The organism is Promicromonospora xylanilytica (assembly GCF_054782895.1).
In genome coordinates this window covers 1-14,034 of the sequence record NZ_BAAGRP010000072.1, presented here as the reverse complement: position 1 = coordinate 14,034, position 14,034 = coordinate 1, and the positions used below count along the sequence as shown (strand labels likewise).

At 72.8% G+C, this 14,034-nt stretch carries 12 protein-coding genes; 5 read left to right on the top strand and 7 right to left on the bottom strand.

Annotated elements, in window-relative coordinates:
- Window positions 1-102: 102 nt before the first annotated feature.
- On the top strand, window positions 103-1,527 hold the full coding sequence (locus ACYVK7_RS21520) for a purine-cytosine permease family protein (protein ID WP_460889763.1): 1,425 nt from the start codon (window positions 103-105) through the stop codon (window positions 1,525-1,527).
- Window positions 1,524-2,108 (top strand): cysteine hydrolase family protein, encoded by a 585-nt coding sequence (locus ACYVK7_RS21515; protein ID WP_460889762.1) that lies wholly within the window; start codon window positions 1,524-1,526, stop codon window positions 2,106-2,108. The genes ACYVK7_RS21520 and ACYVK7_RS21515 overlap by 4 nt, the downstream gene beginning before the upstream one ends.
- A gap of 137 nt (window positions 2,109-2,245) precedes the next feature.
- Here ACYVK7_RS21515 and ACYVK7_RS21510 read toward each other — a convergent pair whose 3' ends face one another.
- From ACYVK7_RS21510 to ACYVK7_RS21490, 5 genes are all read right to left on the bottom strand, one after another.
- Window positions 2,246-3,463 (bottom strand): M14 family zinc carboxypeptidase, encoded by a 1,218-nt coding sequence (locus ACYVK7_RS21510; protein WP_460889761.1) that lies wholly within the window; start codon window positions 3,461-3,463, stop codon window positions 2,246-2,248.
- 136 nt (window positions 3,464-3,599) lie between these two features.
- Entirely contained in the window at window positions 3,600-4,511 is a 912-nt protein-coding gene (locus ACYVK7_RS21505; protein WP_460889760.1) for a DeoR/GlpR family DNA-binding transcription regulator, read from the bottom strand.
- Complete coding sequence (gene pdxA / locus ACYVK7_RS21500; protein ID WP_460889759.1) at window positions 4,508-5,557, bottom strand: 4-hydroxythreonine-4-phosphate dehydrogenase PdxA; 1,050 nt, start codon at window positions 5,555-5,557, stop codon at window positions 4,508-4,510. The genes ACYVK7_RS21505 and pdxA overlap by 4 nt, the downstream gene beginning before the upstream one ends.
- 23 nt (window positions 5,558-5,580) lie before the next feature.
- Window positions 5,581-6,894 (bottom strand): four-carbon acid sugar kinase family protein, encoded by a 1,314-nt coding sequence (locus ACYVK7_RS21495; RefSeq protein ID WP_460889758.1) that lies wholly within the window; start codon window positions 6,892-6,894, stop codon window positions 5,581-5,583.
- 3 nt (window positions 6,895-6,897) lie between these two features.
- Entirely contained in the window at window positions 6,898-8,415 is a 1,518-nt protein-coding gene (locus tag ACYVK7_RS21490; RefSeq protein ID WP_460889757.1) for a GntP family permease, read from the bottom strand.
- Between the two features lie 187 nt (window positions 8,416-8,602).
- On the opposite strand from ACYVK7_RS21490, the gene ACYVK7_RS21485 reads away from it, so the two are divergent.
- Window positions 8,603-9,496, top strand: coding sequence for an SMP-30/gluconolactonase/LRE family protein (locus ACYVK7_RS21485; RefSeq protein ID WP_460889756.1), 894 nt, complete (start codon window positions 8,603-8,605; stop codon window positions 9,494-9,496).
- A gap of 152 nt (window positions 9,497-9,648) precedes the next feature.
- On the opposite strand, the gene ACYVK7_RS21480 is transcribed toward ACYVK7_RS21485, so the two are convergent.
- Window positions 9,649-10,818, bottom strand: a complete 1,170-nt coding sequence (locus tag ACYVK7_RS21480; RefSeq protein WP_460889755.1) for an alpha/beta hydrolase family protein — start codon at window positions 10,816-10,818, stop codon at window positions 9,649-9,651.
- Between the two features lie 201 nt (window positions 10,819-11,019).
- On the opposite strand from ACYVK7_RS21480, the gene ACYVK7_RS21475 reads away from it, so the two are divergent.
- Window positions 11,020-12,279: a glycosyltransferase gene (locus tag ACYVK7_RS21475; RefSeq protein ID WP_460889754.1), complete on the top strand. Its 1,260-nt coding sequence runs from the start codon at window positions 11,020-11,022 to the stop codon at window positions 12,277-12,279.
- A gap of 42 nt (window positions 12,280-12,321) precedes the next feature.
- On the opposite strand, the gene ACYVK7_RS21470 is transcribed toward ACYVK7_RS21475, so the two are convergent.
- On the bottom strand, window positions 12,322-12,795 hold the full coding sequence (locus ACYVK7_RS21470; RefSeq protein ID WP_460889753.1) for a MerR family transcriptional regulator: 474 nt from the start codon (window positions 12,793-12,795) through the stop codon (window positions 12,322-12,324).
- Between the two features lie 91 nt (window positions 12,796-12,886).
- Here ACYVK7_RS21470 and ACYVK7_RS21465 point away from each other — a divergent pair, with 91 nt between their 5' ends.
- Window positions 12,887-13,915 carry an alpha/beta fold hydrolase gene (locus ACYVK7_RS21465; RefSeq protein ID WP_460889752.1) on the top strand — a complete coding sequence of 343 codons (1,029 nt, stop codon included), beginning with the start codon at window positions 12,887-12,889 and terminating at the stop codon, window positions 13,913-13,915.
- Window positions 13,916-14,034: the final 119 nt, after the last annotated feature.

The following is a 14,034-nucleotide window of genomic DNA, read 5'->3' as shown; positions in this document are numbered from 1 at the left end:
CGGCTCGGCCGGGCGCGCAGCTCGGCCGACACGTCCACGAGGGCCCGCACCACACGGTGCGGGCCCTCGTGCGTTCCGGGGCCGAGTGGCATGATCACCGCCATGAGCGTCCCCACGGCGGTCGAGAGCAACGCCCTGAACACCATCGACGAGTCCGAGCGGCGCGGGTCGCCACGCAGCCTCTTCTGGCCGTGGTTCGGGGCCAACGTGTCGGTACTGGGACTCGGCTACGGCTCCTACCTGCTCGGGTTCGGTGTCTCGTTCTGGCAGGCGACCGTGGTCGGGGCGATCGGCATCGTGGTGTCGTTCCTGTTCTGCGGGTTCATCTCGCTGGCCGGCAAGCGCGGGTCGGCCCCCACCATGGTGCTGTCGCGCGCGGCGTTCGGGGTGCGTGGCAACACGCTGCCCTCCCTCCTGTCGTGGATCCTCACCGTCGGCTGGGAGACCGTGCTGGTAGCGCTGGCCACGCTCGCGACGTCGACGGTGCTCGGCACGCTCGGCTGGGGCGGCGGAACCGTCACCAAGGTCGTGGCCCTCGTGGTGGTGGCGGCGGTCGTGGTGGCGGCGGGCGTCTTCGGGTTCGACCTGGTGATGCGGCTGCAGGTGATCATCACGGTGCTCACGGCGGTGCTCACCGTCGTGTACATCGTGCTCGTCGCCGACCACGTGGACTGGGCGGCGGTCGCCGCGATCCCCGCCGGCGGCGCGCCGCAGGTGATCGGCGGGCTCGTCTTCATGATGACCGGGTTCGGCCTGGGCTGGGTCAACATGGCCGCCGACTACTCGCGCTACCTGCCCCGCTCCGCCTCCGGACCCCGCATCGTCGGCTGGACCACCCTCGGTGCGTCCCTGGCACCCGTGGTCCTGCTCGTCTTCGGCCTGCTGCTCGCCGGCTCCGACCCCGATCTGAACGAGGCGATCGGCGCGGACCCCATCGGCGCCCTGTCCACGCTGCTGCCCACGTGGTTCCTCATCCCGTTCGTCGTGGTGGCCCTCGCCGGGCTGGTCGGCGGTGCGGCGCTCGACATCTACTCCTCCGGCCTCGCCCTGCTGTCCCTCGGGCTGCCCGCGCCGCGCTGGGTGGCCGCCGCCATCGACGGCGCGCTCATGATCGTCGGCGCGGTCTACGTCGTGTTCGTCGCCGACTCGTTCATCGGCCCCTTCCAGGGCTTCCTGATCACCCTCGGCGTACCCGTGGCGGCCTGGTGCGGAGTGCTGCTCGCCGACATCCTGCTGCGCCGCCGCGACTACACCGACACCGACCTGTACACCGTCTCCGGCCGCTACGGGTCCGTGCACTGGCCCGCCGTGCTCCTGGTGCTGGCGGGCACCGCCGTCGGCTGGGGTCTGGTGACCAACACCTACGCGCCGTGGCTGGCCTGGCAGGGCTACCTGCTGGGTCCGCTCGGCGGGATCGAAGGCAGCTGGGGCTTCGCCAACCTCGGCGTGCTCGTCGCCCTGGCCATCGGCTTCGCCGGCACGCTCCTGCTGAGCTCCCGCGCCGTGCGCCGCCAGGAGGAGCGGTGACCGGGCCGGCCTCCGCGGTGGTGCCGCCCGGGCCGGACGCCGCCCTGGTCGTGATCGACATGCAGGACGTCTTCGCCCGCCCGCCCAGCCCCTGGGCCTCCCCCGGCTACCCGGTGGCTCTCGCCGGGACGCGGCGTCTGCTGCCCGCCTTCGCCGGCCGCACCGTCCTCACGCGGTACGTCGCCCCCGCGGTGCCCGACGGCGCCTGGCGCGCCTACTTCGACCGGTGGCCCTTCGCGCTCGTGCCCGAGACCGACCCGCTCTACGAGATCACCGACCTCGGCGACGTCGCCGCCTCCGGCGCGCCCGTGGTCACCCGCACCACGTTCGGCAAGTGGGGACCGGAGCTGGACGCCGCCACCCGCGGGGCCGGCGAGCTGGTGCTGACGGGCGTGGCGACCGACTGCTGCGTCATCTCGACGGCGCTGGCCGCTGCCGACGCGGGCCGCCGGGTCCTCGTCGTCGCGGACGCCTGCGCCGGGTCGACGCCGGAGGACCACGAGCGGGCGCTGGCCGTCATGCGGCTGTACGCGCCGCTGGTCGAGGTGACGACGGTCGCCGAGGTCCTCGCCGCCGACTGACGACGACCCGGTCGAGCCCGGCGGCGGCCAGCAGCCGGCGAGGAACCATGCGGCTGCCACCAGAACGTCGTCGGTCCGGCGGCAGCCGCATGGTGGTCAGGAGGTCGCCGCTCAACGGCTCGCGCGACGACCCGAGGTCACCAGTACTTGGGCAGGTCGAAGAAGTCGTCCCCGTCCAGGTCCTCGACCGAGCCGTCGGCCAGGCTCTCGGCGATACCCGTGATCCCGGACAGGACCACCGCGGTGAGCATGCCCTGCTGCTTCTGGCCCCAGTCGTCGGACTGGCCGCGGACCTCGAACAGCACCGACTTCGACCCGTTCAGTGCGAACGCCGAGCGCGCCTGCCCCGCGTAGTCCCTGTCCCAGGTGTACCCGTCGGCCACGAGCGGGTGGGTGTACCGCACCACGCCGCCGAAGAACGGCGAGGTCTCCGCGTTGCCGCCGCCCGCGTGCTCACGCATCGCGTTCGCCGCGGCCAGGGCCAGACTGCGGGAGCCGTCCTGGTCGAGCAGAGGCCAGTCGTCGTAGCGCGGGTTGCCGTCGACCTCGGAGCCGAGCGGCGGGTAGTCGAGCGAGACCGTGACGTACTGGCCGGTCTCGTTCTCCTGGTTGCACGGGCCCATGTGGTGCAGGTCGACGAAGCCGTCCACCTGGCCGAACTCGTCGCGCAGGTCGGTGTACAGGTCACGCAGGGCGCGGGACTCGTTCGTGAGGAACATTCCCGGCTCGGTCTCGTCCGTCGGGAACGTACCCGGGCTGGGCTCGGCGTCGAGGTCGGCGCTGAAGTCCCGGTTGATGTCGAAACCACCGGCGTTCTCGCTGTAGTAGTAGGGCGCCTCGGTGCCCTCGAGCGCTGGGTAGGTGTCCTGCACGTCGTCCCAGGTGAACGTGTTCTGGCGCTGGTTGAGCTCACCGCCGTCCGGGTTGAACATCGGGACGGCGACCAGTGTGACCCCCTCGAGGATCGCCTGGGCCTCGGGGGAACCGCTGGTGCCGAGCGTCTTCAGCAGGGACAGCAACGACTCCGTGCCGACCTTCTCGTTGCCGTGGATCTGGCTGGTGACGAGCAGGACCTGCTCGCCGGTGCCGACCCGTGCCGCGTAGAGGTCGCGTCCGGAGCGGCTCTGGCCGAAGACGTCGACGTCCACGCGCCCCTGGCTCGTGGCCTCGATCTGGCCGAGGCGCCGGCCGAGCTCTGCGTAGCTCGTCCACCCGGAGGTAGCCGGGTCCTCGAGGTTCTGGCACTGGGCGTTCCCGTTCACCGCCTGGGCGGGCGCGGACAGGGCCGTGAGCCCGAGGCCGGCGACGAGTGCGGTCACAGCGATGGATGACAGGACGGTGCGACGTGTCGACATGTGCGTCTCCCGAGATCGGTGGTGCAGGCAGTTCGTTCCCGGCGCGACGGTGCGCCGGTCCCGCGTCTCACAGGATGGTCCAGACATCATCACGATAAATACGTCTTTATGACATCACAAGAGTGACAACCACTTTTCACCCGCCGATCCCTCGCGGCGGCACCGCATCCACCGAGCCGTCGACGCGCTGGCCCTGCGGCGCCTCGACCGTCTCCACCACCACCGCCGCGTCCCGGTAGCGCTCCAGCACCTCGTCGTCCTGCTCGTCCGTGACCAGGGTCCAGCCCGCGGGAAGCGGCGCCCACGCGGGCACGGCACCCCGGTCGAGCTTGGTGGAGTCCGCCAGCACGACGGTGCGGCGGGCACGCCGGGCGGCGACCTCCTTGACCTGGGCCTCCAGGGCGGTGGCCTCCCCGACGCCGTCCGCGGGGTCCAGCGCGTCGACGCCGAGAAAGGCGACGTCGACCATGAACCGTTCGAGGGCTGCCGTGGTCAACGGACCCACCAGGCCGTGGCTCTTGGTCGTCACGCTGCCGCCGATCACGACCACGTCGAGGCCCGGCGAGCCCGCCAGGAGCAGGGCGACCTCGAGCCCGCGCGTCAGCACGGTCAGCCCGGACCGGCCGCGGAGGTGCTCGGCGAGCTGCCCCGTCGTGGACCCGGCGTCCACGAAGATCGTCCCCTCGTCGGGCACGAGCTCCGCGGCGCGGCGACCGATCGCGACCTTGGCCGGCATCTGCACCCGCATCCGCTCGGCGAGGGCCCGCTCGTGGAAGCTCGTCTCGGGGGTGGCTCCGCCGTAGGTCCGCGTGACGAGCCCCTCGGCGCCCAGCCGGGCGAGGTCGCGGCGCACCGTCGACCCGGAGATCGCGAGTGCCTCCGCCAGGTCCTCGACCCGGGTGGTGCCGCCGCGGATGAGCGACAACAGCTCGTCGTGGCGCGCCCTGGTGCTGCGCCGCAGCGACTCCGACCCCGCCCCCGAGCCCGAGCCCGGCCCCGAGCCGGACCCCGGTCCCGGCGTCGGACCGCCGCCCGCGGTTGCGCTCACGCGGTGCCCGGCCGGTAGGCGGCTCGGATGCCGTCGACGAACGGCGCGTACTCGACCGCCGCGAGGTAGGCGGACCGCATGGTCCCGGCGTCGGCGACGCCCTTGCCCGCGATGTCGAAGGCGGTGCCGTGGTCCACGGAGGTGCGCAGGATCGGCAGCCCGACCGTGACGGAGATGGTCCCGTCGAAGTCGAACGTCTTGGCCGCGATGTGGCCCTGGTCGTGGTACTGCGACAGCACGCCGTCGTACCGGCCGGTGAGCCCGTGGTGGAACACGGAGTCGGCGGGGATGGGTCCGGCCACGTCCAGCCCCAGTCCCCGCGCGTCCGCCACGGCGGGCGCGAGGTGGACGATCTCCTCGTCGCCGAAGGCGCCGTTCTCCCCGCCGTGCGGGTTGATCGCCGCCACGGCGAGCCGCGGCGAGGGGACGCCGAAGATCTCCAGTGCCTGCGCGGCCCGCCGGATGGAGCCGAGCTGGGTCTCGCGCGTGATCTTGTCGAGCGCCTTGCGGAGCGACAGGTGCCGCGTGGCGAAGAAGATCCGCAGGTGGTGCCCGGGCTGGTGGGTGTTGCGGACCACGAACATGGTGTCCTGCTCGGTGACGCCGGTGAGCGCGCCCAGCATCTCGGTGTGCCCGAGGTGCTCGCTGCCGGCCGCCCAGATGGCCTCCTTGTTGATGGGTCCGGTGACCACGCCGGCGACCGCGCCGTCGAGCGCCGCCTGGGTGGCGGTCTCGATGGCGACGACGGCGGCCCGGCCGGCCCGCGCGTCGACCTCGCCCCAGGCGGGCAGGTCGCCGCCGAGCACGCCGACGTCGAACACGTCGACGACGCCGGCTCCCGCCGGCTCGGTGTCCCACGAGCTCACGGCCCGCAGCTCGACGTCGAGCGCGAGCGCGGTCCGCGCCCGTTCGAGCGCGCCGAGGTCGCCGACGGCGATGCCGTGGTGCTCGGGGTCACCGGCGTGCTGCGCCAGCGTGGCGAGCGTGATCTCCGGGCCGATGCCGACGGGGTCACCGACGGTGAGGGCGAGGACGGGTCGTGTCATGGCGTTCTCTCCTAGCGTGTTCATCAGATCGTGCTCTGCGGGACTGCGGTCCGTACCCAGCGGGCTCGCTGGGCCGCGGCCCGGGCGAGGTGGTCGAGACATCGCACGGCGGCGTCGGGGCCGCCGACGAGCCCACCCTTGGTCGCGATCGGCAGGCCGTCCCACGGGCCGCCGACCACCTCGCCGGCCACGGCCAGCGGTACCACCTCGTCCTCGACCGCGATCCCGCGGCCGCCGAGGGCAGCGAGCACCGCCGCGGTGATGTCTCCACCGGTCGTGTACAGCCCGTTGACGGCGCGCGACTCGAGCGCGCGCCGGGCGATCCGCCCGAGCGCGGCGGCCAGGGCGGCCGACTCGGCGGGGGTGAGCGCCACGACGTCGTGGTCGGCGAGCGCCGTGGCGAGCAGCACGGTCGTCCCGGTGCCAGCGCCCTCCAGCGCGTCGACGAGGAGGCGGGCCGTGGCGTCGACGTCGGGCACCGGACCGCCCGCAGGGCGTACGACGATGACGTTCCGCTCGGCGGTCAGGCGTTGCAGCTGCGCTCGCGTGAGCTCCGTGGCGGAGCCGGAGACGGCGAGCAGCGGAGCCCCGGCGGCCGGGCCGGCGGGTAGCAGCGCCCCGGCGAGGGCGAGCGAGCCGGGGCCGGGGTCGACGCCGACCCACAGGAGGTCGGGGTCGGTGGCCGCCACCGCTGCGGCGGCTCGCGCCACGCGGTCCAGGTGGTCGGTGGTGAGGGCGTCGCCGATGACGACGTCGGCTCGGGCGGCGTCGCGCACCGCCGTCTCGAGCCGCTCCTCGCTGCCGGTGACGACGGAGAGCGGAACCAGCGCCGTGGTCAGGCCGGTGCCGCGCCGCAGGGCGTCGGCGACGGACGACGAGCGGACCGGTGAGCGGACGTCGCGTGCGAGCTCCGTCTCCTCCAGCCGCACGCCGTCGAGGAGCTGGTTGCCCTCGACGGTGTGCCGCCCGGCCGCGGGGTGCGCGGGCAGGCAGAGGCCGACGACCCGCCGCCCGGACAGCTCGCGCGTCGTGGCGAGCACGGCCTCGGTGGCGGGGCCGACGTTGCCGCGCAGGGTGGTGTCGATCCGCGAGCTGACCAGTCGCACCGGCCAGCCGGCCCGCACCACCCGGGCGGCGACGTCGGCCGCCTCGCCCGGGGGTGCGTGCCGGGTGTCCGTGGTCGCGACGAGCACGTCGAACCGGCTGTGGAACTCGGCGACGGCCTCCCAGTGCTCGGACCGGCTGACCGTCACGGCCCGCCGCCCGGCGCGGGCGAACCCTGCCGCTGCGGCGTTGGCTCCGGTCAGGTCGTCGGCGACGACGAGGATGTCGGCCATCCGTCAGCCCACGACCAGGCTCAGGATGAACAGCAGCGGGATCGAGCCCAGCCACACGGCGGTGGTGATGCCCGACCAGCCCTTGAGGGCGGCGGTGCCCTCGAGGCCCGTGAACCGCGTGACCACCCAGAAGTAGGAGTCGTTGAAGTAGCTGAACACCATGGATCCCGCGGTGCAGGCCATCGCGGCGAGCAGCGGGTCGATGCCGAGCGGTTCCAGCAGGGGCGCCGTGACCGAGGCCGCCGTGATCATCGCGACCGTGCCCGACCCCTGGGCGAAGCGCACCAGCGAGGCGATGAGGAACGGCACGAGGAAGGCGGGCAGGCTCAGGGACGCGATGGCCTCGGCCAGCGCGTCGCCGACGCCCGAGTCGCGCAGCACCAGGCCGAACCCGCCGCCCGCTCCGGTGATGAGCAGGATGAGCCCCGCCGAGGCGGCCGCCTCGGAGAGCCACGTGTGCACCTTGTTGCGGGGCGTCCAGCGCGGCAGCAGCACGTAGACCGCGAGCAGGATGCCGATGACGAGGGCGATCACGGGGTTGCCGATGAACGCGAACGGGACGGTCCACGACGACACCTCGTAGTCGCCGCTCAGCACACCCTGCTGGTTGCGGTCGACGGCCGCCGTGACGGTGTTCGCGACGATGAGCAGCAGCGGGACCAGGAGCGGCAGCGAGCCGAGGAACGCGCCGACGTGGTGGGCGGGCTGCCCGGCCGGCGGTTCGCCGACGCCGGACGAGGTGGCGACGTCGCCCTCGGGTCGGTCGTCGTCGGTCTGCTGATCGGGTGCTTCCCCGCCGGGGCGCACGGAACCGCCGGCGCCCGCGGAGCCCGCGGCGCCGCCGGGGCCACCGGCGAGCGCCGCCGTGCGGCCGTAGACGGCCTCGCGGACGGCGGGCACGAGCTTGTCCTCGAGCTGCGGCCCGACCCACCGGGCGTACAGGATGACGACCGGCAGCAGGATCACGGTGAACACCAGACCGGTGACGATGACCAGCCCGAGGTCGGCGCCGAGCAGGCCCGAGACGGCGAGCGGCCCCGGCGTCGGCGGAACCATGTGGTGGGTGAGCGTCATGCCGCAGCCGAGCGCGAGCGCGAGGGCGACGTAGCCGCCCCGCTTCACCCGGGCGATGGAACGGGCGAGCGGGTTCATGATGACGTAGCCCGAGTCGCAGAACACGGGGATGGACACGAGCGCACCGACGCTGCCCATCGCCCATTCCTCGCGGCCCTTGCCGAAGGCCCGGAGGAACGCGCGGGCGAGGCTGTCGGCGGCGCCGGAGACCTCGAGGATCTTGCCGATCCCGACCCCGAGGCCGATGACCAGGCCGATCGAGGCGAGAGTGTTGCCGAATCCGGTGGTGATCGAGGTGATGGTGTCGAGCAGCGGCTGCCCGGCGACGGCCCCCGTGACGACGGAGGCGAGGATGAGCGCGACGAACGCGTCCAGGCGGGTGCGCAGCACCACGACGATGATGGTGGTGATGCCGAGCAGGAGCGCGAGCAACAGTTGGAGATCCACGACAGTCCTTCCTTGGACCGGGGACGGCGTCGTCCTTGACGCCGTGGGTGATCGAACAACGCGAGTCTGCTCCACCTTGCTGCGCAAATCAAGCATCTAGTTGCGCAGATAACGCAGGACGGACGTCGAGGGCGATGATGTTCTCGCCCCGGCGCCGCGGGAGCACAACCGGACAAAGGAGTCAGACGTGACAGTGACCAGGATCCGCGCCGAGTGGGAGCGGCTGGACGAGCGGTTCGGCCCCGTGCGCGGGGACACGTTCGCCGAGGTGCTCTACGACGAGGGCAGCTGGCTCGAAGGTCCGGCGTACTCCCCCGCCTGGCGCACCGTGCTGTTCAGCGACATCCCGAACGACCGGGTCCTCGCCTGGGACGAGGCCACCGGCGGTGTCGGCGTCTGGCGCAGTCCGGGCGGGTACGCCAACGGCCGCACCGTCGACCGCGCGGGACGGATGCTGCAGTGCGAGCACGGCAGCCGGTCGGTGACGCGCACCGAGCCCGACGGCACGGTCGCCGTGCTGGCCGACCGCTGGCAGGGCCGGCGGTTCAACAGCCCCAACGACCTGGTCGAGCACAGCGACGGCAGCGTGTGGTTCACGGACCCGGCCTACGGCATCGACAGCGACTACGAGGGCCACCACGCGGTTCCCGAGATCGACGGCTGCCACGTGTACCGCTGGGACCCGGACGGTTCGGTCACCCGGGTGGCCGACGACTTCGGCCGCCCCAACGGCCTGGCGTTCTCCGCGGACGAGCGGACCCTCTACGTCACGGACACCGAGCGCAAGCACCTGCGGCGGTTCGCCGTGGGACCCGACCGGACCCTGTCCGGCGGCGAGGTGCTCACCACGTGCGACGCCGGCGGGTTCGACGGCGTCCGGGTCGACGTCGCCGGCCGGATCTGGGCGGCCGCCGGCGACGGGCTGCACTGCATCGACCCGGACGGCACCCTGCTCGGCAAGCTGCTGCTGCCCGAGGTGTGCTCGAACCTCGCGTTCGGCGGGCCCAAGCGGAACGTGCTGTACGTGACGGCGACGAACCTGCTGCTGTCGGTCCGCTCGACCGCGACGGGCGTCCGCTAGACGTTCGCTGCCGCAGGTCCGCTTCGAGAATGCGATCTGGCATGGTTCAGGCCTCTGGACCATGCCAGATCGCATTCTCGAAGCGGACCTCGCCTCATCGGGGCGGCGAGCGCCGTGTCGACCGTAGGTGGGCACGGGCGCCGGATGCCGCCTCAGCCCCAGAACAGCATCTCCGGGTAGGCCGCCGTCGGGCCGTCCAGGAGCGGGGCGTCCTGGCCGCGCAGGTGGCGGTCGACGAACGCGCTCACGTAGGCCGTCGTGATCTCGACGCCGCGAGCACCGCCGACCGTGCCGCTGACCGGCAGGCCGAGCTGCTCCAGGAACAGCATCTGGTCGGTGAACGACAGGTGGTTGCCGTAGCGCATCTGGAGCCACAGTTTGGGGCCGTCGAGCCGGGCGAGGTTGTCGGCCCAGTTCGGGGCGTCGCCCTCGTCTCCGCCGAGGTGGTGGTTGCCCTTGCCGAGCATGAGGAACGGGTCGTCCTCGCCCGACTCCGGGAAGTCCACCTGGAACGTGCCGTCCATGTTGACCCCCGCGTCCACCCGGGGGTCGTCGACCATGACGGCTGCCGCCGTCGAGCCGCCGAGCGAGTGGCCGGCGACGGCGATGTGGCGCGCGTCGATCTTCGGCCCGTGCCGCCAGAGCCGGCCGTCCGTGAGCTCGTCGAGCACGAAGCTGATGTCGAGGACGCGGCCCCGCGTGACCCGCTCGCCGAGCTCCCGGCTCGACTCCAGCTCGCAGAGCAGGCACCCGGCGACCCTGCCGTCGGGGAACTCGACGCCTCGGGCCTCGTAGGTGTGGTCGACGCCTGCCACCACGTAGCCACGCGACGCGAGCTCCTCGGCGAGCGCCGTCAGCGACTCGCGGCTCATGCTCGCGCCGGGCGACAGGACCACGAGCGGCCGCTTGCCGGGCAGTGCGCGTGCCCGGTCGGAGGAGTTCGTCTCCACGGTGGCCAGCAGACCGGGCTCCGCGGGGATTCCCGAGGCCTCGACGACCGCGGCGGAGACGGCCTCCGTCGTGTACGGCGCGGGTTCGCCGCCCGGCACCGCCGGGTACCAGACGGAGACCATGAGCTGGCGTTGCTCCTCGGGCCGCCACGGGTCCGCGCGCTCGTCGTCGACGAGGTGGAGCGGTGTCAGGCCGACGGGGTACGGGCCGGTCGGCTCGGGCAGGGCGAGAGTGGTGTCCTGGGCCGACGGCGCGGCGGCCGGCGAGCCGGCGGAGGCTGCGGCCATCGCACCGGGCGCTGCCGCCACGGGGCCTGCCACGAGGGCCACGGCGACGAGGGCTGACGGGACCACGTGCTTGGGCATCTTCATGCCTGGTTTATCTCACGGCCGGCACAGCGATCCAAGGGGCCTCGGCCGGTTCCAGGGAGCAAGCCAGGGGTTCCCCTGAGCGGGCTCGCCGGAGACCTCGGGGTTGTCGCTGACCGGCCCGGCCCGGGGGTCCGTAGCCACACCCGACCGCTCCTGGGAAAGAGCTCGTTCAGCTCCTGCTCATGCCCATAGCCTGGGCCGATGGCACACTCCTATCTCTTCGCCCTGACCGACGGGGGCGGCACGGTCCCACCAGAGCTGGGCGCGGCGCGACGGCTCGTCGAGCGGGGACACGACGTGACGGTCCTGGGCGAGGACTCCATGGCCCCGGAGGTCGCCGCCACCGGCGCCACGTTCGCACCCTGGCGGGCCGCCCCCAACCGGTCCGACCGAGGCCCGGAAGGCACGGACTACCGGGACTGGGAGATCAAGGGTCCGCTCGCTCAGGCCCGCGGGATGGCCGATCACATGCTGGTCGGCCCCGCGGCGGGCCAGGCGCTCGACGTCGCCGCCACCGTCGAGCGGGTGCGGCCCGATCTGGTCGTCACGTCGTTCGTCGCACTGGGCGCGATGGTCGCCGCCGAGGCGAAGGGCATCCCGTTCGACGTGCTGCTGCCCAACATCTACACCATGCCCGCCCCGGGGATGCCGCCCATGGGCATGGGGCTGCGACCGGCCGCGGGACACCTGGGCAGGCTCCGGGACGGACTGATGAACCGCGCCAGCACGCGCCTCATCGACAAGTACGTGCTGCCCCGGCTCAACGCCGTGCGCGGTGAGCACGGGCTGGCGCCGGTCGAGCACACCTGGGACCAGGTGCGCCGGGCACGGCGTCTCCTGCTCCTGACCAGCCCCGAGTTCGACTTCCCGGCCGAGCTCCCCTCGAACGCGCGGTACGTCGGCCCCGTGCTCGACGACCCCGCCTGGGCCGTCGACACCGTGTGGTCCGCGCCGCCCGGCGACGCCCCCCTGGCCCTCGTCGCGCTCTCGTCGACGTTCCAGGACCAGGCCGCGTGCCTGCAGCGCATCGCCGACGCCCTCGGCACGCTGCCGGTCCGCGGGCTGATCACGACCGGACCGGCACTCTCACCGGCCGACCTGCGCGCACCGTCGAACGTGACCGTCGTCGCCTCCGCGCCGCACCGAGACGTGATGCGCCAGGCCGCTCTCGTCGTCACCCACGGCGGGCACGGCACCCTGGTCAAGGCGTTCGCTGCCGGTCTCCCTGCCGTCGTGCTGCACCACGGCCGTGACCAGGCTGACAACGCCGTCCGCGTGACCGTGCGGGGCGCGGGCCTCGCCGTGCCCCGCACGGCGCCGTCCTCGACGGTCGCGCGCGCCGTCCGAAAGGTCGTGGAGGATCCGGCCTACGCGCGGGCGGCAGAGGTGCTGGGCGCGGCAGTGCGACGGGACGCGGAGAGCGACCTCCTCGTCACGGAGCTGGAGCGAATCTCCGGGTGAGCGCCGGGGAGCCCGCCGGGTCGCACCCGGTGGGTCCCGCGCTCAGAACGGCTGCCGAGGGCCGCGCCGCAGCGCGTCCGCCAGGGCCGGACCCTGACCGATCTTGCCGTCGACGATGTCCTGGACGTGCGAACGGAAGTTCGGGCACGCACTGATGTCGTGGGCGCGGCACTCGAGAGCATGGCGCGTCATCTCGCGGGACAGCTCCATCTCGGCCAGGCGGCGCTCCAGGTCCGCGATGTGCGCCTCGAGGATCACGTGCCGGTCGTAGGCGCCGCCGTCGAGCAGCACCCGGATCTGCTCCAGGCTCATGCCGGCCGCCTTGCTGCGCATGATCGTCGCGACGCGGAAGGCGTCGTCGGCGTCGTACCGGCGGCGGCCCGCTCCGTCGCGGGCAGGGCTCAGCAGACCCATGTCCTCCCAGTGCCGCAGCACGTGGGTCTCCAGGCCGAACCGCGCGGCGAGGTCGCCGACGGTCCAGATCTGCCGTTCTCCGGAAGCGGGGATTGACTTCATGTTGACATGAAGTCACAGGCTGGGCGTCGCCCGCAAGTCACTGCGGGCGACGACTCTCGGAGGACCCCCTGTGCACACTGCTCTTTCCGGCATGACAACCCTGGTCACCGGCACCACCGCCGGCATAGGCCGGGTGACCGCGCTCACCCTGCTCGTGACCGGGCTCGCCGCCTGCGGCCCGACCGAAAGCAGACAGGCCGACGCCCCGCCGGCGGCCGGGACCACCCACGCCGCCGCCACGCGGGACGACCCCGAGTTCGAGGAGACGTTCCGGCACGAGTTCGCATCGGTGGACGGCGTGCGGATGCACTACGTGACCGGCGGGAGCGGCTCCCCCGTGGTCCTGCTCCACGGCTGGCCCCAGACATGGTTCGGCTGGTGGTCGATCATGCCGGAGCTCGCCGAACGGCACACCGTCTACGCCGTCGACCTGCCCGGGCTGGGTGACAGCACCGGCACCCCCACCGGGTACGACAAGGCCACCCTCGCGCGGTACGTGCACACCCTCGTCGCGGACCAGCTCGGGCTGCGGGACGCCCACGTCGTCGGGCACGACCTGGGCGCTGCGGTGGCGTACCAGTACGCCGCCCAGTTCCCCGCGGACACCGCAGGCCTCGGATACCTGGACCTGCCGCTGCCCGGCCCCGCCCTGGACGCGCCCACCTACCGCACGATGAGCTGGCACATCGCGTTCCACTCGCAGCCGGAGGTTCCGGAGAAGCTGGTCGACGACGACGTCCGCGAGTACCTCGCGATGTTCTACCCGCAGGTCGCGTTCGAGGGCGCGGCGTTCGGCGGCACCTCGGACCGCTCGCCGTTCAGCGAGGCCGAGATCGACGAGTACGCACGAACCTACGGCCGGCCCGAGGCCCTCACGGCCGGCTTCGAGCTCTACCGCTCGCTCGACCAGGACGTGCAGGACACCACGGCGGCCGACCCCGTGGACACGCCTACGCTGCTGCTGACCGCACAGGGGCAGCTGGACCCTGTCCGGGCCAGCACGACCGGGCGGCTGACCAATGTCGTGCGGGCAGCGGACGTACCGGGCGCCGGCCACTGGCTCGTCGAGGAGAATCCCGAGTTCGTCACCGCTGAGCTGCTGAATTTCCTGGAGCAATGACGCGGTAGCGCCCGAGTAGGCCGGAACAGGAAAGACGGCTAGTACTACAGCCGTAGATCGGGTCTGTGGGCTGCGCTGATGCTGCCTTCGCGTCGTTGGTAGTGGGCTCGTCGGGCGCG